At 34.2% G+C, this 23,028-nt stretch carries 21 protein-coding genes; 9 read left to right on the top strand and 12 right to left on the bottom strand.

All coding sequences use genetic code 11. The features are described from left to right. Position 1: 1 nt before the first annotated feature. The 4 genes from AC23MC_RS03890 (at position 2) to AC23MC_RS03875 (ending at position 4,970) form a co-directional block, all read left to right on the top strand. The gene (locus AC23MC_RS03890; protein ID WP_487567005.1) at positions 2-2,281 is read left to right on the top strand and encodes a penicillin-binding protein 1A; all 2,280 of its coding nucleotides are present in this window, start codon (positions 2-4) and stop codon (positions 2,279-2,281) included. An 89-nt stretch (positions 2,282-2,370) separates the two neighbouring features. Continuing rightward, positions 2,371-3,069 (top strand): CoA transferase subunit A, encoded by a 699-nt coding sequence (locus tag AC23MC_RS03885; protein WP_487567006.1) that lies wholly within the window; start codon positions 2,371-2,373, stop codon positions 3,067-3,069. Positions 3,070-3,122: 53 nt separating this feature from the next. Continuing rightward, positions 3,123-3,779: a 3-oxoacid CoA-transferase subunit B gene (locus AC23MC_RS03880; protein WP_487567007.1), complete on the top strand. Its 657-nt coding sequence runs from the start codon at positions 3,123-3,125 to the stop codon at positions 3,777-3,779. A gap of 18 nt (positions 3,780-3,797) precedes the next feature. Then, on the top strand, positions 3,798-4,970 hold the full coding sequence (locus tag AC23MC_RS03875; RefSeq protein ID WP_487567008.1) for an esterase: 1,173 nt from the start codon (positions 3,798-3,800) through the stop codon (positions 4,968-4,970). Positions 4,971-4,972: 2 nt separating this feature from the next. Here the strand turns inward: AC23MC_RS03875 and AC23MC_RS03870 are convergent, their stop codons facing one another. Together AC23MC_RS03870 and AC23MC_RS03865 are read right to left on the bottom strand one after the other, a co-directional pair. Next, positions 4,973-5,362, bottom strand: coding sequence for a hypothetical protein (locus AC23MC_RS03870; protein WP_487567009.1), 390 nt, complete (start codon positions 5,360-5,362; stop codon positions 4,973-4,975). Positions 5,363-5,375: 13 nt separating this feature from the next. After that, positions 5,376-7,064, bottom strand: a complete 1,689-nt coding sequence (locus AC23MC_RS03865) for an ABC transporter ATP-binding protein (protein WP_487567010.1) — start codon at positions 7,062-7,064, stop codon at positions 5,376-5,378. Positions 7,065-7,252: 188 nt separating this feature from the next. On the opposite strand from AC23MC_RS03865, the gene AC23MC_RS03860 reads away from it, so the two are divergent. After that, a complete protein-coding gene (locus AC23MC_RS03860; protein ID WP_487567011.1) occupies positions 7,253-10,516 on the top strand; it encodes a S8 family serine peptidase in 3,264 nt (1,087 codons plus the stop codon). Between the two features lie 27 nt (positions 10,517-10,543). On the opposite strand, the gene AC23MC_RS03855 is transcribed toward AC23MC_RS03860, so the two are convergent. Then, entirely contained in the window at positions 10,544-11,257 is a 714-nt protein-coding gene (locus tag AC23MC_RS03855; protein ID WP_487567012.1) for a 3'-5' exonuclease, read from the bottom strand. A gap of 129 nt (positions 11,258-11,386) precedes the next feature. Then, entirely contained in the window at positions 11,387-11,845 is a 459-nt protein-coding gene (locus tag AC23MC_RS03850) for a DUF1573 domain-containing protein (protein WP_487567013.1), read from the bottom strand. A 179-nt stretch (positions 11,846-12,024) separates the two neighbouring features. Here AC23MC_RS03850 and AC23MC_RS03845 point away from each other — a divergent pair, with 179 nt between their 5' ends. Both AC23MC_RS03845 and AC23MC_RS03840 read left to right on the top strand, forming a co-directional pair. Then, entirely contained in the window at positions 12,025-13,293 is a 1,269-nt protein-coding gene (locus tag AC23MC_RS03845) for a sensor histidine kinase (protein ID WP_487567014.1), read from the top strand. Beyond that, positions 13,290-13,973, top strand: coding sequence for a response regulator transcription factor (locus AC23MC_RS03840; protein WP_487567015.1), 684 nt, complete (start codon positions 13,290-13,292; stop codon positions 13,971-13,973). Before AC23MC_RS03845 ends, AC23MC_RS03840 begins: the two co-directional genes overlap by 4 nt. Before the next feature lie 7 nt (positions 13,974-13,980). Here AC23MC_RS03840 and AC23MC_RS03835 read toward each other — a convergent pair whose 3' ends face one another. The 7 genes from AC23MC_RS03835 to AC23MC_RS03805 all read right to left on the bottom strand — a co-directional run bounded on the left by AC23MC_RS03835 (position 13,981) and on the right by AC23MC_RS03805 (position 21,405). Continuing rightward, positions 13,981-14,379: a c-type cytochrome gene (locus AC23MC_RS03835; RefSeq protein ID WP_487567016.1), complete on the bottom strand. Its 399-nt coding sequence runs from the start codon at positions 14,377-14,379 to the stop codon at positions 13,981-13,983. Positions 14,380-14,444: 65 nt separating this feature from the next. Next, positions 14,445-15,434: a porphobilinogen synthase gene (gene hemB, locus AC23MC_RS03830; RefSeq protein WP_487567017.1), complete on the bottom strand. Its 990-nt coding sequence runs from the start codon at positions 15,432-15,434 to the stop codon at positions 14,445-14,447. Between the two features lie 23 nt (positions 15,435-15,457). Next, complete coding sequence (locus AC23MC_RS03825; RefSeq protein ID WP_487567018.1) at positions 15,458-16,399, bottom strand: DUF4421 family protein; 942 nt, start codon at positions 16,397-16,399, stop codon at positions 15,458-15,460. After that, complete coding sequence (gene hemF, locus AC23MC_RS03820) at positions 16,390-17,292, bottom strand: oxygen-dependent coproporphyrinogen oxidase (protein WP_487567019.1); 903 nt, start codon at positions 17,290-17,292, stop codon at positions 16,390-16,392. Before hemF ends, AC23MC_RS03825 begins: the two co-directional genes overlap by 10 nt. 268 nt (positions 17,293-17,560) lie before the next feature. Then, on the bottom strand, positions 17,561-18,145 hold the full coding sequence (locus AC23MC_RS03815; RefSeq protein ID WP_487567020.1) for a hypothetical protein: 585 nt from the start codon (positions 18,143-18,145) through the stop codon (positions 17,561-17,563). Positions 18,146-18,284: 139 nt separating this feature from the next. Next, the gene (gene dinB, locus AC23MC_RS03810; protein WP_487567021.1) at positions 18,285-19,367 is read right to left on the bottom strand and encodes a DNA polymerase IV; all 1,083 of its coding nucleotides are present in this window, start codon (positions 19,365-19,367) and stop codon (positions 18,285-18,287) included. After that, positions 19,342-21,405 (bottom strand): recombinase, encoded by a 2,064-nt coding sequence (locus AC23MC_RS03805; protein WP_487567022.1) that lies wholly within the window; start codon positions 21,403-21,405, stop codon positions 19,342-19,344. The genes dinB and AC23MC_RS03805 overlap by 26 nt, the downstream gene beginning before the upstream one ends. 71 nt (positions 21,406-21,476) lie before the next feature. Here AC23MC_RS03805 and AC23MC_RS03800 point away from each other — a divergent pair, with 71 nt between their 5' ends. Continuing rightward, entirely contained in the window at positions 21,477-21,953 is a 477-nt protein-coding gene (locus AC23MC_RS03800) for a CYTH domain-containing protein (protein WP_487567023.1), read from the top strand. Then, positions 21,946-22,401, top strand: a complete 456-nt coding sequence (locus tag AC23MC_RS03795) for a YciI family protein (protein ID WP_487567024.1) — start codon at positions 21,946-21,948, stop codon at positions 22,399-22,401. Before AC23MC_RS03800 ends, AC23MC_RS03795 begins: the two co-directional genes overlap by 8 nt. 1 nt (position 22,402) lies before the next feature. On the opposite strand, the gene AC23MC_RS03790 is transcribed toward AC23MC_RS03795, so the two are convergent. Then, the gene (locus tag AC23MC_RS03790; RefSeq protein ID WP_487567025.1) at positions 22,403-23,005 is read right to left on the bottom strand and encodes a TetR/AcrR family transcriptional regulator; all 603 of its coding nucleotides are present in this window, start codon (positions 23,003-23,005) and stop codon (positions 22,403-22,405) included. Positions 23,006-23,028 lie beyond the last annotated feature (23 nt).

Below are 23,028 nucleotides of genomic sequence, written 5' to 3'. Positions count from 1 at the left end.
TATGGCTAAGAAAAATAATTCTACAGTTAAAGACATAAGTTACTATCAAAAAAAATTCTGGAAAGTATTTTTCATCGGATTAGGTGCAATGCTTTTATTTTTTGCTTTTGCAAATTTTGGATTGTTTGGCTCCATGCCTAGTTTTGATGAATTGGAAAATCCTGATTCAAATTTAGCTACCGAAATAATTTCTTCAGATGGTGAGGTTTTAGGAAAATTCTACCGCGAAAACCGTTCTCCGGTAAAATATGAAGATTTACCAAAACACCTTGTAGATGCATTGGTTGCAACAGAAGATGAGCGATTTTATGAACACTCAGGAATTGATGCAAGAAGAACATTTGGTGCTGCAGTTAAGTTAGGATCAGATGGTGGAGCAAGTACCATCACACAACAATTAGCTAAACTTTTATTTCATGGCGAACGTTCTAGAAATATCTTTGTGGCAGTTACACAAAAAATTAAAGAGTGGATTATTGCCACCAAATTAGAACGTCAATATACCAAAAACGAAATCATCGCACTCTATTTAAACAGAGCCGATTTTGTTAACACAGCTGTGGGAATACGATCTGCTGCAAAAGTTTATTTTGGAAAAGAACCTCGTGATTTATCTATTGAAGAAAGTGCATTGTTGGTTGGAATGCTAAAAAACCCATCGCTATACAACCCAACAAAAGAAAAAAGAAAAGAACTGGTTTTCAATAGAAGAAATACTGTTTTAGCTCAAATGGTTCGAAACAACTTTTTAGAACCGGAAGCAAAAGCACAATTAGAAAAAAAACCTATTGTTTTAGATTTTAGTCCAGAGGGTCATCTAGAAGGAATTGCCACTTACTTCAGAGAATATCTTCGCGATTACATGAAAACATGGGTCAAAGAAAACAAAAAACCAGACGGTTCAGAATACAATATTTACAATGATGGTTTAAAAATCTACACTACTATCGATTCGCGTATGCAAAAACATGCCGAAGAAGCAGTGCACGAACATTTAAAAAACCTTCAAGTTGAATTTTTTAAAAGTCAGAAAAGAAATAAAAATGCTCCATTTTACAGAATCACTGACGATGAAACGGAGAAATTGCTAAAAAGAGCAATGAAAAATTCTGAACGTTGGCGATTGATGAAAGCACAAGATAAAAGCGAAGCAGACATCATAAAATCGTTTGACATTAAAACAGAAATGAGAGTTTTCACCTGGAAAGGCGAACGAGACACCATTATGACTCCAATGGATTCTATCCGTTATTATAAACATTTCCTAAGAAGCGGAATGATTTCAATGGAACCTCAAACCGGACATGTTAAAGCTTGGGTGGGCGGAATCAACTATAAACACTTTCAATATGACCATGCCGGACAAGGAGCAAGACAAGTTGGCTCAACATTCAAACCATTTGTTTATGCCACTGCAATTGAAGAATTAAGAATGTCTCCTTGCGATTCAATTATTGATTCTCCATTCACCATTCCGAGAGGAAGGCATAATGTTAGTGATAATTGGACGCCTAGAAATTCGGATGGAAAATACCGTGGAATGATAACTTTAAAGAAAGCTTTGGCTAATTCTATCAATACCATTTCTGCTAAATTAATCGACAGAACCGGACCAAAAGCTGTTATCGATTTAACACATAAATTAGGTGTCACAGCTGATATTCCCGAACAAGTTTCCATTTGTTTAGGGGCGGTAGAAATTACCGTTCAAGACATGGTAGCTGCTTTTAGTACATTTGCCAACAAAGGAATTTATATAAAACCACAACTTATCACTCGTATTGAAGACAAAAACGGAAATGTTATTTATGAAAATATTCCCGAAAGTCATGATGTGCTGAGTCAAGATATTGCTTATGCGGTTGTAAAATTGATGGAAGGCGTTACCGAAGACGGAACAGGAACAAGATTAAGAAGCGGAAGAGCGGGTTTCAGACATTACGACTACAAATTAGACAATCCAATTGCCGGAAAAACAGGAACTACTCAAAATAATTCTGATGGTTGGTTTATGGGATTTGTACCAAATTTATGCACCGGGGTTTGGGTAGGCTGTGAAGACAGATCTGCACGATTTAACAGTACTGCAATGGGTCAAGGTGCCACAATGGCTTTACCTATTTGGGGAATATATATGGATAAATGCTATAAAGACAAAAAACTCAATGTTTCAAAAGATCCTTTTGAAAGACCGGAAAATATAACCGTAAAAGTAGATTGTTGGAAAGCAGCGAAAGATACGTTAGACTTTGATCAGGATTTAGACGAGTTTAATTTTTAGAAAATTCACATAAAAACAATTATAAAAGAATGGACTTTGCAAAAAGCCCATTTTTTTATACCTTTAAAATTCGAAAACAAACAAACGATATGATTACACGAAAAGTAAATTCTGTTCAAGAAGCTCTTGTTGGAATTACCGATAATATGACCATTATGCTCGGAGGTTTTGGCCTTTGCGGCATTCCGGAAAACAGCATCGCTGCATTAGTAAAAATGGGCGTTTCTAATCTTACTTGCATTTCAAATAATGCCGGTGTGGATGATTTTGGATTAGGATTATTGCTCCAAAAGAAACAAATCAAAAAAATGATTTCTTCTTATGTTGGTGAAAATGCTGAATTCGAACGTCAAATGCTTTCAGGAGAATTAGATGTTGAACTCACGCCACAAGGAACATTAGCCGAAAAATGCAGAGCTGCTCAACACGGAATTCCGGCTTTTTTCACGCCTGCCGGCTTTGGAACTGAAGTAGCCATCAATAAAGAAATACGAAAATTTGACGGAAAAATGTATGTGATGGAAGAAGCCTATAAAGCCGATTTCGCTATTATTAAAGCATGGAAAGGCGACGAAGCCGGAAACTTAATTTTTAAAGGAACAGCCCGAAACTTTAATTCGTGCATGGCAGGAGCTGCCAAAATCACAATTGCTGAAGTAGAAGAACTAGTGCCCGCCGGAACACTAGACCCCAATCAAATTCACATTCCCGGAATTATGGTGAACCGAATTTTTCAAGGCGAAAAGTTTGAAAAAAGAATCGAACAAAGAACAGTTAGAAAGAAGTAAACAGTGGTCAGATTTTAGTGTTCAGTTAAAAAACTGCATAAACCAATAAAAGTATGTTAACAAAAGAAGATATAGCAAAACGCATTGCAAAAGAAGTAAAAGACGGTTACTACGTAAACTTAGGAATCGGAATCCCGACATTGGTTGCCAATTTTGTTCGAACCGATATTTCTGTTGAATTTCAAAGTGAAAACGGCGTGCTTGGTATGGGACCATTTCCGTTTGAAGGCGAAGAAGATGCCGATATCATCAACGCAGGAAAACAAACTATCACTACTTTGCCCGGAGCTTCCTTTTTTGACTCGGCTTTTAGTTTTGGAATGATTCGAAGCAAAAAAGTAGATTTAACCATTTTAGGTGCGATGGAAGTTTCTGAAAACGGTGATATTGCCAATTGGAAAATCCCCGGAAAAATGGTGAAAGGAATGGGCGGAGCAATGGATTTAGTTGCTTCAGCCGAAAATATCATCGTTGCTATGATGCACGTGAACAAAGCAGGTGAATCAAAAGTATTAAAAAATTGTACCCTTCCGCTTACGGGCGTTGGTTGCGTTAAAAAAATTGTCACCGAATTAGCCGTAATGGATGTTACTTCAAAAGGTTTCAAACTTCTTGAACGAGCTCCTGGTGTTTCAGTGGAAGAAATCATCAAAGCTACCGAAGGAACGTTAATTGTGGAGGGAGAAATTCCGGAGATGGTTTTGGACTAAAATTTACAAAATAATAAAATGAAAAAATCCACCTACACACTTCTTATTTCACTTTGCTTTTCAATCATTTATGCTCAGGAAAATGTAGATTTTTCGGGTGAGAAAAAAGTTATTTCGCCCGAAATTCATGGCGATAATACCGTTACATTTCGTTTTGAAGCTCCCAACGCAAAAAAAGTATTTTTAGAAGGAGATTTTCTTAGTCAACAAGGATTGATTGAAGGAAAAACTGAAATGAAAAAAAATGAAAAAGGAATTTGGACTTTTACGACTTCTACTCTTCAGCCCGAATTATACAGTTATAAATTTATAGCAGATGGTTTGGCTGTTAACGACCCAAACAACGTTCATTTTAGTAGAGATGTGGCAACTGTTGTCAATATTTTTATTGTTCCAAGCGGAAAAGCCGAATTATATAAAGTGAATCATGTGCCACACGGAACAGTTTCAAAACGATGGTATGAATCGCCTACTTTAAAAATGAACCGTAGATTAACGGTTTATACTCCACCCGGATATGAAAAAAGTAAGGAAAATTTTCCTGTTCTTTATCTATTGCACGGAGCAGGTGGCGATGAAGAGGCTTGGTTAACCCTGGGAAGAACTGCTCAAATTTTAGACAACCTAATTGCTCAAGGAAAAGCAAAACCAATGATAGTTGTCATGCCAAACGGAAATGCTAGTCAATCAGCAGCTCCCGGAGAATCTAAAGAAGGTTTTTATACCCCGGACTTTATTCAACCGGATATGTTTTCGGGAAACACCGAAAAAGCATTCGGCGATGTAATTCAATTTATTGAATCGGAATACCGTGTAAAAAAAGAAAAATCATCAAGAGCCATTGCAGGGTTATCGATGGGAGGATTTCATACCATCATTATTTCCGCTAATTATCCAAAAACATTTGATTACATGGGCGTGTTTTCGGCGGCTCTTTTTCAACCGAAAGAAGCTGAGAGTGAAATGTATTTAAACATCGAAAAAAAGCTAAAAGCTCAAAAAGAGAATAATTATAAATTATATTGGAAAGCGATTGGCAAAACGGATTTCTTATTTAAAGAAGCCACCGATTTTAGAAATCTACTTAATTCGATGAATTTCAACTATACCTACAAAGAATCGGAAGGTGGGCATACTTGGTCAAACTGGCGAGATTATCTTTCAGAATTTGCACCTTTATTATTTAGATAATTTCATTTATTCAAAAATGCCAATAAAACCTCATTTGCATTGCCAAAAGTAGGAGGCTGATCGGTTACACTCACCACTCTTTTTTTGTTTAATTTATATGTCAAATCAAATTCTGTCGTAAACAAAATAACCGATAAAAACGGATTATTGATAAAAGGAAGTAAGCGATCAAAAGAACTATCAATAGTATGAATTTCAAACAATTCTTCTCTTTGAAAGCGGAATTTAAGTTCTAACTTTAATTCGTTTTCTTCTAAAACGGGTCGTATAAAAATATTTTTTATTTCGGTGTTGCCGATGGTTTTTGCAAAAGTAAGTTTGGCAAAAGTTCCGTCAGAAAGACTGGTTTTAAATTGTTCATAAAACTCAGAAAACGTTGCTGTAAATAACATAAATTTTTATTTTTTATCCTTTCGGAATCGCTTCAATTAATTTTTTAGTGTAAGAACTTTTTGGATTGGCATACAATTCATCGGCATCAGCCATTTCTTCAATTTTTCCTTTATTCATTACCAAAACTTGATCGCTCATGTATTTCACCACAGCCAAATCATGGGAAATAAAGATATAGGTGAATCCGAAATTTTCTTTTAATTCATTCAATAAATTTAAAACCTGAGCTTGAACAGAAATATCTAACGCAGAAACCGATTCATCACACACAATCAACTTGGGTTGCAAAGCAATCGTTCTGGCAATTCCAATTCGTTGCCGTTGACCGCCGGAAAATTCGTGCGGATAACGGTTATAAAAATCTTCACCCAACCCCACTCGCTCTAAAATTTCAATTGCTTTTGCTTTTCGTTCTGTGTCATTTTTATATAACCCGTGGACTTTCATCGGTTCCATAATTGCTTTCCCAATTGGAATTCTAGGGTTTAACGAGGAATACGGATCCTGAAAAATAATTTGAATTTCTTTTCTGAGTTTTCGGATTTCGTCTTTATTCAGTTTTGTAATATCATTTCCTTTGTAAAAAATTTGTCCGGCAGTTGCTTTGTCTAATTGTAAAATAGCATTTCCTAACGTTGATTTTCCACAGCCGGATTCGCCAACTAAACCAACTGTTTCACCTTCATAAATTTTAAAACTTACATCATTAACAGCTTTAAAAGACAGTTTTTTTCCTAATAAACCAACCGTTGACAAGTATTCTTTTTCTACATTTTTTACTTCCAAAAGAGGAGCTTTTGCATAAATTTTTTTTTGATTTTCTTTTCGTTCTTCGGCAGAAATAATTTCGCTTTTACTTGTTTCGTTTAAAAAATCCTGAATTGTTGGAAGTCTTTTCAACCGAAATTCCAACGACGGTCGGGAAGCAATTAAGGCTTTAGTGTAATTGTGTTGCGGATTTTCAAAAATGGCTTTGGCATTGCCTTGTTCCACAATTTCACCTTTATACATCACTAAAACCCGATTGGCAATTTCTGAAACCAAAGACAAATCATGGGAAATAAACAAAATGCTCATTTTGGTTTCTTGTTGCAAATCTTTCAATAATTGAATGATTTCCTTTTGAACAGTTACGTCTAAAGCGGTTGTGGGTTCATCAGCAATTAAAATTTTTGGCTTACAAGCAATCGCCATCGCAATCATGACACGTTGTTTTTGACCACCAGAAATTTGATGCGGATATTTGTTGAAGAGTTCTTCCGGATTAGGTAATTTGACTTTTTCAAACAACAAAATCACTTCTGTTCTAATTTCCTTTTTGGATAGAGATGTATGTCTTTCTAAAATTTCTGCTACTTGAAAACCGCATTTTAAGGATGGATTTAACGAACTCATTGGTTCCTGAAAAATCATCGCAATGTCATTTCCTCTTATTTTTTGGAATTCCTTATCGGATAAATTCGTGATTTCTTTTCCATTAAAAACAATTGTTCCGTTTGTAATTTTTGAAATCTTTAGAGGTAGCAAACCCATGATTGCCAGTGACGAAACCGATTTTCCTGAACCGGATTCTCCAACGATTCCCACGATCTCATTTTCATATAAATCATAGGTTAAACCGTGAACAACCGGCACATATTCTTTCTCTTTTTTAAAAGAAATAGTTAGTTTTTTTACCGATAAAAGAATGCTGTTTTCCATTGTTTAAAATTAATCCATTTTTTTTATTTACATCTGTAAATTGCTTTTTTTCGTAACTTAAAGAAACAGTTCATTAGAATTGGTAATCTCAACATTCAACCATTGTTAAATAATGTATATTTTTTTAAGTAAATCAGTAGAAAAAATTAAATTTATATCTTTGAATCATTAAATTTCCCAATCAACTAATGAAAAACCTCTACTTATCAAAAATAAACTTCTATATAAGTTTTTTTATACTACTTTTTTCCATCTCTGTAATTGGTCAGACGGAAGAAGAGAAAAAGGCATTGTTAGAACAATATGATCTATCAAAAATAAAACAATTGCAAACTGAACTTTCTGAAAAAGCAAAAATAGATAAAGAAAAAGCTCTATTTTCTGCAAAAGCAAATCAGTGGGAAGTTTTCAAAAAAAATGCAGACGGAAGTATAGACGAATTAATGGGTTTATTTCCTGATGGAAAACCAAAATATTTTTCGATCAACAACATCAATGCCGCAATTTCCACACGAGCAAATCAATTACATTCCGGTGGCGGATTAGGATTAAACTTAAACGGACAAGGAATGATTGGCGGTGTTTGGGATGGAGGTCCTGTTAGAACAACACACCAAGAATTTGGCGGAAGAATGTCTGTGGGAGACGGTGCAACCGAACTAAACGGAAACAGTTTTCACGCAACGCACGTAACCGGAACAGTTGGAGCCGGTGGAGTGGATTCTGATGCGAAAGGAATGGCGTTTCAAGCAACCATTAAAACATTTGATTGGACACAAGATGAAGCAGAAGTGTTGGGGGAAATTCAAAACGGACTTTTGCTTTCTAATCATTCCTATGGAACACGCTTATTTAATGTGCCCAATTGGTATGCCGGAGCTTACACGCAAGATGCTCTTCAATGGGATATGATTCACTATGTTTCGCCATATTATTTAATGGTTGTTGCTGCTGGAAATGATGGAAATATTACTAACGGAGACCCAACAACTGTAGACTTTGACAAACTTACAGGAAATAAAAACGGCAAAAACAATTTAGTGGTAGCCAATGGTCAGGATGCCGAAATTGACAGTAACGGCAACTTGATTTCTGTGAATATAAATTCTGCTAGCAGCGAAGGCCCAACAGATGATTTACGAATAAAACCAGATGTTACAGGTAACGGAACCGGACTTTATTCTACCCATAGCACCGGTGATGGTGATTATACTACCCTTTCCGGAACTTCAATGGCGAGTCCGAATGTAATGGGAACGTTGTTGTTGCTTCAACAACATCACAACAATTTATATCAAAAATTTATGAAATCGGCTACCCTGAAAGGATTGGCTTGTCATACGGCAGATGATGCAGGAAATCCCGGTCCCGATGCAATTTTTGGTTGGGGACTTTTGAATGCAAAAACCGCTGCAAATGCCATTTCAAACAACGGATTGAACACTTGGATTTCAGAAGAAAGTTTGACAAAAAACCAAGTATATACTAAAACTGTAAAATCAATTGCCGGTCAACCTTTGGTTGCTACAATTTGTTGGACAGATATTCCGGGTAATGCTAACACTGGAGATTTAAACGACCCAACACCTGTAATCGTGCACGATTTAGACATAAGAATCTCCCAAGGTTCAACCACTTTTTATCCTTGGCGATTGCAAGCAGATGCCACTCAATTTGCACTAAGAAATGATGATAATTTTGTAGATACTGTTGAAACAGTTGCAATTGATAACGCAAACGGTGGCGATTATACGATAACTATTTCGTATAAAGGAACTTTGGAAACCAACAAACAAGATTATTCGCTTATTATTTCAGGAATTGATTCTGATTTCGGTTTTGTTCCACTTGGCTATGACCAGACCGTTTGTTCAAATGAAAATGCCGCTTTTTCATTCACATTTACTAGTAATGAAAGTGGAAATGTTTCTTTTTCTGTGATAGATGTTCCGGAAGGTGCAGTTACAAATTTAAGCGAGACAACGTTGAGCAGCAGTGGAAATTTCGAACTAATTATATCTAATTTAACTTCCGTTGAACCTGGGAATTATTCAATTGGAATTGTAGCTTCAAACGCAAATGAATCTGAAACAAGGTATGTGAATTTAAAAATTTTAAGTTCTGAATTTGAATTGATTGAAACTACTTCACCATCAAATGGACAAACAGATGTTGCTGCTTCAATAAATTTATCCTGGGAAGAAGATGCAAATGCCGAAAACTACGCCGTTGAAGTTGCTACAGATGTTGCTTTCAACACAATTTTGTGGACAGAAACTACAGTAAACACAACTGTAAATGTAACCGATTTAATTAGTCAAACCGTCTACTATTGGCGAGTAAAACCTAGTAATCGTTGTGGGAATTCTACTGATTTTTCAGTGGCTAGTTTCCAAACCGGAATTTTAGCATGTGGAATTGAATTTTCGGCAACCGATTTTTCTAATGCTTTTATTGATAATATTGCCAATTCAGTTGCCACAATTCCGATTAATGTTTCTGGCGGAATTACAATTGCTGATATTAATGTAAGTTTATATATTTCGCACTCTTGGGTGCAAGATATGTCGATTTATCTAATTGGTCCTCCGGAAATAGGAAGTCCGTCTATTACTTTGTTTGAAGAGCCTTGCGGAGGAAACGATGACATTATTGCTACCCTTGACGACTCCGGTTCACTATTGAGTTGCGGTTCTGATCCGGCAATTTCGGGAATCATCAAACCCAATCAACCTTTAAATAATTTGAATGGTTTGTTGGCAAATGGGATTTGGACATTGTTTGTAATTGATAAATATAATAATGATGGCGGAACGATCAATGCCGTTAGTTTATCGTTTTGTAATTCAATTCCAATTGAAAATAATTTAAGTTTTAGCAACAACGGAATTGTTACAGAAGTAAATAGTACTAAAACAATTTTGGCCACAGAAATTATTGCTTTAACTCCTTTACAAACAGCATCAAATCAAATTTATACTTTAATTGAATTGCCATCACTTGGTGTTTTGAAAAAAGAAACTGTCAATTTATCAATTGGTAATACTTTTACTCAAGAAGATATAAATTCGAATAAAATTAGCTACACAAATTCATTAACAGATGAAGCAACCGATAGTTTTAAGGTGAATATTGAAAATGCGTCATCAGGCTGGTTACCCAATGTTGTGATTCCGATTACGATTCAAGATAATCTTAGTTTAATTGAAAATAGTGGTGTTCAGGCACTCATTTATCCAAATCCATCCAACGGAAAAGTAACAGTTTCGTGGTCTGAAAATTTAGAAACTACTATTGATTTATTCGATTTACAAGGGCGAAGCATTTTATCAAAACAAATTAATACATCAAATACGGAATTAGATATAAATGAATTTTCAGATGGAATTTATTTGATTTCTGTTCGGAATGAAAAGGTAAAAACAACGAAGAAAATTGTGTTGAAGAAATAAAAAAAGGCTCCTGATTTGGAGCCTTTTTTATACGTGAATAATTTCGTCTTCAATTAATAAATCTTCTCTTCTAAATCGCAAGAAAATTTGAGCAACAGCAATTACATCTTTTTCGCAATAAGTGATTATTCGGTCAATGTCTTTTTCAACATAATAAACATAAGCCACTTCGCTCCCATCAATATCATCTTTTGGAGAAGGAATTTGGAGTACTTTTGTTAACAATCTCATCGAAGAAAAATGTTTATAATCACCAAATTTCCAAAGTTCCATTGTGTCTAAATGCGGAACTTCCCATGGTTTTTTTCCGAATAAATTTAGTTTGGGAGGAATCTCAACTTGATTGATAATCATCCGTCTGGCAATAAACGGAAAGTCAAATTCTTTCGCATTATGACCGCACAAAATGTGTTGTGGTTGATTAAAATGATTATTTAATAAATTGCTGAAGTCTTTTAGAATTTTCTTTTCTTCACCAAAAAAAGTGGTTACCCTAAAGTTTCGGATGTCGCCTTTGGTTGTAAAATAACCCACAGAAATACAGATAATTTTTCCAAACTCTGCCCAAATTCCGGCACGATCATAAAATTCTTCTGGAGTAAATTCGTCTTTGCGTTGGTAGTGTGTTTTAGATTCAAACAGATATTGTTTTTCTTCATCCAACAATTTGAAATTTTCTTCTTCAGGAACGGTTTCAATATCTAAAAATAAAATGTTGTCGAGTTTGATTTTATCTATCATGGCTTTGTAATTTATTCATAAATATATAAAAAAGCATTAACAGTAAGAAAAATTGCAGAAATTTTTTAACAAAAAAACCATCTTGAAAAAACAAGATGGTTCAATTGAATTATAATTTAGGAATATAGATTATTGACTAACCGGAGCTGAATCAATTACTTTTCCTTTAATTGTAAGTACTTTTGGCACTTCGTTTTCATTTAAAGAAACAGTAACTGTTTTAGAGAATGCTCCAGCTGAAGCGGCATTATAAGTAGCTGTTACTGTTGCTGTATCACCAGGTTTTACAGGCGTTTTTGTGTAATTTGTAGCTGTACAACCACATGAAGCTTTTACGTTAGTAATAATAACTGTTTGCTTAGTTGTATTAGTAAAAGAGAAATCGTGAGATACAGGAGTTCCTTTTTTAATATCTCCAAAATCATATACCACTTCTTTCCAAGTTACCGGAGAAGTAGGTTTTTGAGCAGCTGGAGATGTGGTAATAGCTGGTTTAGCAGCAACTGGTTTTTTTTCTTGAGCTGTTGCACCAACAGAGAATAATAATGTTGCAGCAATTGCAAATAAAGATACTTTTAATGATTTCATACGTTATTATTTTAATTAGTTAAATTATTCATTTTGAACATAGCAAATATATTCACAAGAAAGCAGATATTTGTTAAGCACATTATAAGTTTTGTTAATGAGATGTTAATCGACATTATTTAACCAAAATTTAAACATTTCTGTGAGTAGATTTGTCAAAACATAATTAAAGCAAACCTTTGAAATTTAACCGTTTAAATAGTATCATCTTAGCTGGATTTCTCTGCATTGTTGGCGTTTTAGTCATGCAGTTACTTATGCTTAATCAAGCCTATACATTTGAGAAAAAAGATTTTGAAGAAAAAATTCATTTTGCACTGCAAGATGTAGTGAAACGGATTTATCGAGATAACAAAACACCGTTAACCATAACGAATCAGGTAAAAAAAATTACCGATGACTATTACATTGTGAATCTTGATGATGTTTTTGAGCACGAAGTATTAGAATATTATCTCAAAACAGAATTTGAAAAAGTAAAACTTGAACTGGATTATGAATATGCCATTTATGATTGTGCCACCGATGAAATGATCTACGGCAGCTATATTTCAAGCGATACCGGAAAACCGGAAAAATGTGAAAATTGTTTCAAAAAAAATGATGGTTTAATATACTATTTCGGGATTCGTTTTCCCGATTTACAACATAAATTTATCACTTCATTAGGTCAATATTGGATTTATACAGGCATTTTATTGTTGGTTTTGATTATCTATGTTTACTCGGTTATTTTATTGTTGAAACAAAAAAAATATACGGAATTGCAAACGGATTTTATCAATAATATGACGCACGAATTCAAAACGCCACTTTCATCAATTTTGATTGCTTCGCAATATGCCACTTCGCAAGAAGAAATTAAAAACAATCCGAAATTGGCAAAATACATTCAAATTATCACCAACCAAAGTCATAAATTGAATCATCATATCGAACGGATTCTAAATGTTGCCAAAGGAGATGCTAAATGGATTGAATTAGAAAAAAACACCATCAATCTGAAAGAAATTCTGGAGTTGGTAAAGGAAAATACACTACTTAAATCAACTAAAAATACTACGATTGACATAGATGTTTCGGATAAAGTAAAAATTTTGGCAGATGAATTTCATTTCAACAATATTCTGTTTAATTTGGTGGATAATGCGGTGAAATATTGCCCCGAAAATCCCGAAATAACCATCAAATCATCCGAAACAGAAAAAGGAATGACACTCAGTTTTTCCGATAACGGAAGCGGAATTTCACCTCAACATATTGATTATGTTTTTGATAAATTTTATCGCGTTCCCAGAGAAAATAAAAAAGACATTGAAGGTTTTGGCATTGGTTTATTTTACGTAAAAAAAATCATCGATTTGCATCATTGGAAAATTTCAATCAAAAATAATTCAACCAAAGGAATTACGGTTTCTATATTCATTCCCAAAAAAGACATTTTATGAGTAAAAAGAAAATTCTTTATGTAGAAGATGACGAAACACTAGGTTTTTTAACTGCAGACAGTTTGGAAAGCCAATATGATGTAGCTCATTTTACCAACGGACAAGCAGGTTTTGATGCCTTTTGTAACGATGAATTTGATTTATGTGTGTTGGATGTAATGCTTCCGGATATGGATGGTTTTGAAATTGCCACGCAAATTAGAAAACGAAATCAGGAAATTCCGATTATTTTTCTTTCTGCAAAAACGATGAAAGAAGACCGAATTAAAGGGTTGAAATTGGGTGCCGATGATTATTTAGTGAAACCCTACAGCATGGAAGAATTGACGTTGAAAATTGAAGTTTTCTTGAATCGAAGTCAAAAAACGTCTTCTAAAAATAATTCCACTTATTTAATTGGTTCATTTGAATTTGATCCAGACAATTACTGTGTTTCCAAAGGAAAAGAAATCACCAATTTGACAGAAAGAGAAGCGGCTTTGTTGAAATTATTTTTAGACAATAAAAACACTGTCTTGAAACGCGAAAAAATCCTGATGGAACTCTGGGGAACCGATGATTATTTTATGGGAAGAAGTCTGGATGTTTTTATTTCCCGTCTACGAAAAATTTTCAAAGAAGAACCCAACATTCGGATTGAAAATATTCCAAGAGTTGGGTTCAAATTACTTATTGATTAGGTTCTGTTTATTTAATTAAACTATGCATATAAAGTTCGATTGCTTGTAATTCTTCATCAGACATGCTTTTGGTAACCGCAAAATTAGTTTTCATCACTTCATATTGAGTTGGATCTACAATTGGTTTTGCGTTTTCACGAAGAAAATCGACCATATCCGCATTTTGTTCTTTATAAATAGTAGCAATTTCTTTGATGCTTGGCCCAATTACTTTTTGATCCGGTTTGTGACACGTGTGACATAAACCAACGCCATTAAAAATACTTTCGCCAAGTTTTATTTTTGCTTCTACTGAATTTTCAGCTACTTCGGGAACAGCTGTTTTTTCTACTCCGAAAGATTCTTGTTTCTTATTTTGGCATGAGAGTAACACCATAAGAACAACTAAAAAAACTATTTTTTTCATGTGCTAGGAATTTGATTTACACAAATTTAAATCGATAATCTGTGCATAAATCTGATATTTATCAGTTATGAAATAATTTTTACCACATCTTTCGCAAAATAACTTGCAATCATATCGGCACCGGCTCTTTTGATGGCAGTTACTTGTTCCATCATCACAGCATCGTGGTCTAGCCAACCTTTTTCCGAGGCCGCTTTAATCATGGCATATTCACCGGAAACTTGATAAACCGCCACCGGAACATCAAATGCATTTTTAATTTCGCGAACAATATCCAAATAAGCAATGCCCGGTTTTACCATCACAATATCTGCTCCTTCATCAATATCCATTCTGGTTTCACGAATGGCTTCAATGCGATTGTGGTAATCCATTTGATAGGTTTTTTTGTCTTTCGGAATGTCTTGAGCATCCACAGGAGCACTATCTAATGCGTCACGAAAAGGGCCGTAATGAGCTGATGCATATTTGGCACTATAAGCCATAATTCCGGTATTAACGTATCCTTCGTCTTCCAATGCTTCACGAATTTCAAGAATTCTGCCATCCATCATGTCGCTTGGAGCTACAAAATCGGCTCCGGCTTCGGCATGCGAACAACTCATTTCGGCTAAAATGGCAGAAGTTAAATCGTTGGCAATGATTCCGTTTTCAATTACACCATCGTGGCCAAAAGAAGAATAGGGATCTAAAGCCACATCGGTCATCACAATCATATCCGGAACAGCATTTTTAATTACTTTCACGGCTCTTTGCATTAAACCATTTGGATTTAACGCTTCTGTTCCTTTATTATCTTTTAAATTGTCCGGAACTTTTACAAAAACCAAAACCGTTTTCAAATTTAGTTTGGCTAATTCTTTTACTTCTTTTTCCAATAAATCAAGACTCAAACGGAAATAATTTGGCATGGATGGAATTTCTTCTTTCACATTTTTCCCTTCCACAACAAAAAGCGGAACAATAAAATCGCTTGGAGAAAGTATGGTTTCGCGTACTAGTGAGCGAATGGTTTCGTTAGTTCTGAGTCGTCTATTTCTTCTGAGTGGAAACATAATTTTGGTATATTTTGATTGATTTACAATCCGATTTTTTCTGTTGTTTTATCGTAAAATTCTTTTACTTTTTTGGGCGGATCAAAACGATAGCCTGCTGTTATTTTTACAGTCGAAATTTCATCGTTCAATCGAATTTGAGCGGTTGTGTCCTGAATAAAATCGATATAATTCAGGTTTACAAAGGTAAAAAACGAATCGGAATTATAGCCAATTTTTAAGCTCGCACTCCATTCATAAATTGCCGATACATCTCCATCCACACTCGTAAGTCCTGCCCCGGTTGACATTCCGCCGGAAAGCAAGAAATGATTATTGACAACAAAGTTATAAAAATAAGATGGAGCTAATGAAGCTAAAAAAATATTGCTCCTGGTGTTTTCTCCACCATCATTCAAATCGAAATTAGTATAATACATCGAAAGATTTGGAATAAAACTTCCTGCACTTTTTGATTGCCATTCTTTTTGATTAGCAATGGTTTTGAATGAAAATTTATCATTAAAAATATATGATGTAGTTCCACCAATCTTTGTGGTTCGCATTCGCGGAAAAAGAGCTTGACCCTCATCATTGCTCACATAAAATCCTTTTTGATTGATAAAAGTGAGCGACTGCATCCATTTTTTATGATACAATCGTGTGCTTAATGTAAATAATTTTGAATCACTGTTATCTTTATTCTTCGCAAAAAAAGAAGGAGAAAATCCGTAGGAAACATCGATAAATTTATAACTTAAATTCACCCCAATTTGTTCTCGACGATTAGGTTCAAATTCTAAATAATTGGCTGTGCCGTCTAAATTGAAGTTGAATTCGAAACTATTGGAAGTGTCAAAATAGTATAAACTGGTTATTACTTTTTCGTCATAATTTGTAAAATGACTGCTTTCTTCAGAATCTTGCTGGGCAAATAAGCTGCCGATTCCTCCCAAAAAAAGTCCTATTACAATTTTTACACCCATTCTTTTGGCTTTTGCAGCACCAAAATTAATTTTTCTTCTTCGCTTCCTTCTTCCGGATGATGATCATACACCCATTGCACATGCGGAGGCAAACTCATCAAAATACTTTCGATTCTGCCGTTGGTTTTTAGTCCGAAAAGCGTTCCTTTATCATGAACCAAATTAAATTCTACATAACGACCACGGCGGATTTCTTGCCATTTTCGTTGTTCGGCTGAATAAGGTAAATTTACTCTTTTTTCAACAATTGGAACGTATGATTCAAGAAAACTATTACCTACTTCGGTTACAAAATCATACCATTTTTCCATTGAAAATTCTAGAGATTCTCTGCAATAATCAAAGAATAATCCGCCAATTCCTCTGGCTTCGTTTCTGTGAGCATTCCAAAAATAAGTATCGCATTGCTTTTTATATTTGTGATAAAAATCCGGATTATGTTTATCACAAGCGGCTTTGCAGGTTTGATGAAAATGAATGGCATCTTCTTCAAAAAGATAATAAGGCGTTAAATCTTGTCCGCCGCCAAACCAACTTTTAATAACAAATCCTTGTTCATCATACATTTCAAAATACCGCCAGTTTGCATGAACGGTTGGCACCATTGGATTTTTCGGATGAAGAACTAAACTCAATCCGCAGGCAAAAAAATCGGCTTCTCCAACGTTGAATAATTTTTGCATGGAATCGGGTAACTTTCCGTGAACAGCTGATATGTTTACACCGCCTTTTTCAAAAACTTTCCCGTTTTCAATTACACGGGTTCTGCCACCGCCTCCTTCCGGACGTTCCCAAATGTCTTCTCTAAATTTGGCTTCGCCATCTACTTCTTCTAATTTAGAAGTAATTTGATTTTGAAGATTTTGAATGTATTGATAAAACTTATCTTTCATTGTAATGGTCTAAACTTACTAAAGCAAAATGTTTTTTTTACAAAAATAGGGGAATTTTGGCTTGTGAGGGGAATTTGCGAGTAATTTAGTAGTAAGATAATAAACTCAGCACCTCAAATCTCCGACTTTGCGACATCAACACATATTTCTAAATATGATTTTAGCTTTGAATAATTATATTAATTTTTCATTCGTTTTAAAATAAAATTCCGCAAAGTCAAGATATTTTAGCGTTTCATAAGAACTCTTTGCCGAGTAGGAGAAAATTCTAATTATGAGTTTTATATATTTTCAAACAAGTATCTCTTAAACAGGGAAATTTTTCAAAATCATTTTTGTTTTTTACATTAAGTGAACTGTATAAACAATCAAAATCTAAACCCGAAACCTCATAGTTTTTAGAAAATGATTTACTTCCATTTATTTTTTTGTAACCGTTTTTTACAAGAAAATTTAAAAAGGAATTAAAATCATTTAGTTGGTATCCTTTTAATTTAAAAGTATACAGACTCCCTTTATTAATTGCTAAAATATATTCTTCACAATCATTACTACTCCATATAATTGGCATTTTTACGTCTCCTGAATTTCTACGATTCTTTTCTGGGTTAATAGATATGAAAGCAAAATCCTTAAAACTATTTTGTTCAATTATTGATATTTCTAAATTTTCAGAAAGGAACTTGTTTAAGGTTTCTTCATTTACTTCTACTTCTGAATTGTTTAAACCTTCCGAAAAAAGAGATAACATCGCTAATAATTCATATTTTTTTATGTCTTCATGGTTCTGGGAATATGATATCTGATAAAATGAAATAATCAACATAAAACAAACAATAAATCTATTTTTCATAATGAAGAAATTTTAATTTAATCCGCTCAGCAAAGTCTTCTTTGCTAGCACTGAGCTCTGCGATGGTTTCCCGACCTCGCAGTACGTAAATATACTAAATCAAATTACACATTTTGCTTTGAATAAGGATACTTAAACCCTAAAACTCAAACCGCAACTGCACCACAACCGTTTTCTTCACTTCCGTATTCAAATTATTTAAAGAAATTCCCAACAAACGAACGGATTCTTTTAGTTTTTCTTGGTATAATAATTCTTTTGCTGTTTCTAATAATAATGCTTTATCCGAAATAAAATAAGGCAACGTTTTACTTCTGGTTTGTTGTGAAAAATCGGAATATTTTATTTTTAAGGTTATTGTTTTTCCGGCGATTTTGTGTTTTTGTAATCGTTTTTCGAGTTCTTTGGCGATGCTTTCCAAACGTTCTTCCATGAATACTTCTGACGATAAATTTTCATTAAATGTTCGTTCGGCTCCCACCGATTTTGAAATGCGATTGGGTTTAACCGGACTGTTGTGAATGCCTCGAACGATGTAATAATAATGTATTCCGCTTTTGCCAAAATGTTGTTCTAAAAATTCTAAACTTCGACTTTTTAAATCTTTTCCGGTGTAAATGCCAAATTGATACATACGTTCGGCGGTGACTTTTCCAATGCCATAAAATTTTCTGATATCTAACGCTTCCAGAAAAGGTTCCACTTCATCGGGATTGACCGTTTTTTGTCCATTCGGTTTATTATAATCCGAAGCCACTTTTGCCACAAATTTATTAATGGAAATTCCTGCCGAAGCTGTTAAACCCGTTTCTTCAAAAATACGTTTTCTGATTTCCTGTGCAAGTAACGATGCACTCGGATTTCCTTTTTTGTTTTGGGTTACATCCAAATAGGCTTCGTCCAATGAAAGTGGTTCGACCAAATCGGTGTATTCATAAAATATCTTTCGGATTATTTTTGAAATTTCGCTGTAACGTTCAAATCGAGGTCGCACAAAAACCAATTCCGGACACAATTTTTTGGCTTGCACGCCACTCATCGCACTGCGAACACCAAATTTTCTAGCTTCGTAACTAGCGGCAGAAATCACACCGCGAATTTCGCTTCCGCCCACAGCCAAAGGCTTTCCTATTAATTCAGGAAAATCCTTTTGCTCCACAGAAGCATAAAACGCATCCATGTCTATATGAATGATTTTACGGGATTTTATCTCCTCCTTCATTGGGTTTAACGTTTGTTCCGGTTGGGAAAAAGAAAGAAAATGGTCTGCGTTTAAAATGTTGCCAAATGGAAACAGTGATGCTTCTCAACTCTGTAAAAGGAATATCTCTTGATCGAAAGGCCAATCCTAAAGACAAGCTGAAACTGACAATAAAGTTAACCAATCCGATGATTCCTATGCCTAAAATTCCCCAAAAAAGCATCCAATAATCCAAGGAATAATCGGAACCATAAAGTCCCAAAGCAAGGTTTCCGCTGGCAAAAGTAATGTGTCTAATATCTAAATTTAATCCGAAAAAAATTCCGACAGAAGCCGTAGATCCCATAAAAACCCCAAACCAAAAATTGGATATAATACCTGCCCATTTCTTTTCATACCAACTTGCAAATTTTTCGGCTTTTTCTTTTCCAAAACTGCGTTTTAAAAACGGATGTTCTTTGATACGTTGATAAATTTCGTAATGTTTATCACGATTCGCAACACTTCCTGAAATAATTCCGGACAAAAACAGAAAACATCCTGCAATGGCTGCGTGAAATATTGCTAAGGAATGAATCGGACTTAAATCAGTAACTAACGTTTTCCATTTGGTTTCAGCAATATTATGATCAAATGCTAACTCAATTAGCCAAATTCCCAATAAAGAAACCGGGAAAGCCATGATTACATTCCCCACAAAAGCTATAAACTGTGACCGAAAAACACGTGCAAAAAACACAGCAAATCCTTGGTGTTTTTCTTCGGAATCGTCTTTTTTCATGCCATCTTCTAAAGCTCTAATCAAAGCTGCGGCAGTCATCGCGGGTTGTTTTGTTGCTAATGTAAATCCTAAAACATAAATAGCAATAAATCCAATGGAGTAGTTCATACTATACAAAAAAGCATGACCAAAATCGCTAGCATCCAGTTTAGAAAGCAGCACTTTGATTATACACAAAATTCCAACTATCAATCCTCCTCCCAAAGCTGTTTTAAACATTTTGAAATATTCACCTTTGGATTGAGTGATATATTTTTCACCTGTTTTAGCAGTATGTTGCGTTACTTCATACGATAATAATTGCGTACTTTCTTTGATAAATGTGCGAAGATTATTTCTCGTACAATTGTATTTAATGAGTTTGTAGGCTAATCGAATAGTATTTCGCTTTTTATCAATTTCATGATTTACGGTAAGCAATGGAAGTAAAACTTTTAATCGCGATAATTGCTGACGAATTCGGAGTAAGCTCTGGTTTACATGAATCGTTATGCCATATTTAGAAGAATTGTCGAAAGCTTTTTCTACATATTCTTCGCATTGTTTATGCAAAACCATCAATTGTTTATATGATAAATTTTCGGCTGTAACAGTGTGATTCACGTTTTCTTTGAGTTCTTCTTGAATGGATTGAAGTTCTTTTTCAAAGGCAGCAAACGGACTTTCATGATGAAAATATTCGGGTACCATTTTAAGTACATCTGACTCTAATGCACGACCGCTCATTCGTTGTGAAATCAATGTCATTGACATTAAAAGTTCAGACAAAACAGAATTTTCTTCAACCGTTTCATAAATAGAGGACAATTCTAACAAATCATAAAGTGTTTCAATTTGCCCTTGCGGAATTTTTTGTAACCAAAGTGGATCTGTATCGCTGTAAAAAACTTGGTTCAATACATATTCCAGTGAATCGGATTGGTGTTGATAAGGCAAAATTTTAGCGAATGCTCGTTTTTTAACTTCAAATAAAAAATCGGCATCTTGCAAAATCGCAGCATCTGATATTATTTTATTGATTCTTTTTCCAAAAAACAAACCTTTTATATAAACAGAAAATGATTTTCTAATTACATGATTTTCATGCAACAAACTTATCAAATCCACAATATCAACCGGTTGAAGATTCTTTAATTTCTTTGGTCTAATAGTTGCAACGATGTCAACCAACACTTCATAAGAGTCGATTGCTTCTTTCCATCGTTCATTTTCATCAAAATAGAAGATGACCATTTCAATCAGCGATTTTTTCTTCTTTTTTGCCAACAATAAAGCCATTTTTTCAATTTGTTTTTACAATACGAATGTATTGAATTATCTTTACTCAACAATATAGTGAAAAATATCTTATGATAGAAATTGAACGAAAATTTTTGGTGGTTTCTGATGCTTTTATGACTGAAGCCTTTGGTCAAAACAGAATTGTGCAAGGCTATTTAAGCTCTGTTCCTGAACGTACGGTTCGTGTTCGAATTAAAGGAGAAAAGGGTTTTTTGACAGTTAAAGGAAAAGGAAACGAATCAGGGATGAGTCGTTTGGAATGGGAAAATGAAATTCCGCTCAACGAAGCTGAACTACTTTTATCAATTTGTGAAAAAGGTGTAATTGATAAAATTCGTTACGAGGTAAAAAAAGGCAATCACGTGTTTGAAATAGATGTTTTTTCGGGTGAAAATGATGGTTTAATCATCGCGGAAATTGAATTAATTTCAGAATCAGAAACCTTTGAAAAACCCGATTGGTTGGGAGAAGAAGTGACGAATAATGAAAAATATTATAATGCTTATTTGAGCAAAAACCCTTATAAAAACTGGAAAAATGAATAAATTTATACTTCTGCTTTCGTCCATTTTATTAGTTTCTTGTCATTCAGTAAAAGAACAAAATACCAAAATGGATAATCCAACAAAAAAAGAAATTGTCAAAACAAATCACGAAACATTCTCTTACAAAGAAGGCGATTCGACATATGTTATGCAAAAATATTTTTTGGTTTTGTTGAAAAAAGGAAAAAACAGAACCCATTCAAAAGAAGAAGCGGCGGAAATTCAAAAACAGCACATGGCTCACATTTCTTGGTTAGATAAAACCGGGAAAATCAGTTTAGCCGGACCATCTGAAAATCACGAAACGGTGGCAGGTTTTTTACTTTTTAATACCGAAACGATGAAAGAAGCCGATAGTTTAGCCAACCTCGATCCTGCTGTAAAAGCTGGACGTTTAGAAGTTGAAACACTTCCTTGGTGGGCTGCAAAAGGTAGTAAGCTAAAGTAGTTTAAATTTCATCAATCAAATGCTGATGTTCCGCCTTTACAATTCCGCGAAGGCGATTTTTGATTAATTGATCTAAAATTTCATCATTTTCAAATCGTTCAAAAAGTTTAAATTTATATAGTTTTTCGTCAAAATCAAGCAAATTTAATTCGCAAAACAAGGTCAGATTTACTTCTGAACGAATGAATCCTTTTGCTTTAGCTTCTGTTAAAAAACCTAACAACGTTTCAAAAATTAGTTTTTTACGAAACCCTTCATACTTTTTCATCGATTGATGATAATAGCGTTTCAAACTATATAAAAATTGCGAATCGGTTTTTCTTAATTCTTGTAAACCAAGTTCATACAACAAAATAATTTTGGCTAATGGATCAATTTTCAACTTACTAATTTCTTCGGTTTGATGCTCAAAATGAATCCACAAATAGTCAACACATTCGTTAATCAATTCTTCCTTGCTACTAAAATATTTGTAAATCGTTTTCTTTGAAATAGCTAATTCTGATGCTAAATCATCCATCGTCACATTTTTACTTCCATATTTTTTAAAGTATGTTAAACTTTGAAGCAATAAATCTTCTTTGGTTTCCGATTTCAATTCCATAAAAATAAAATTAAAAAAACTGC

This window comes from Flavobacterium sp. T50_26 (assembly GCF_057652995.1).
Note: the sequence above shows the minus strand (reverse complement) of the source record. Positions and strands in the feature narration are given on the sequence as shown.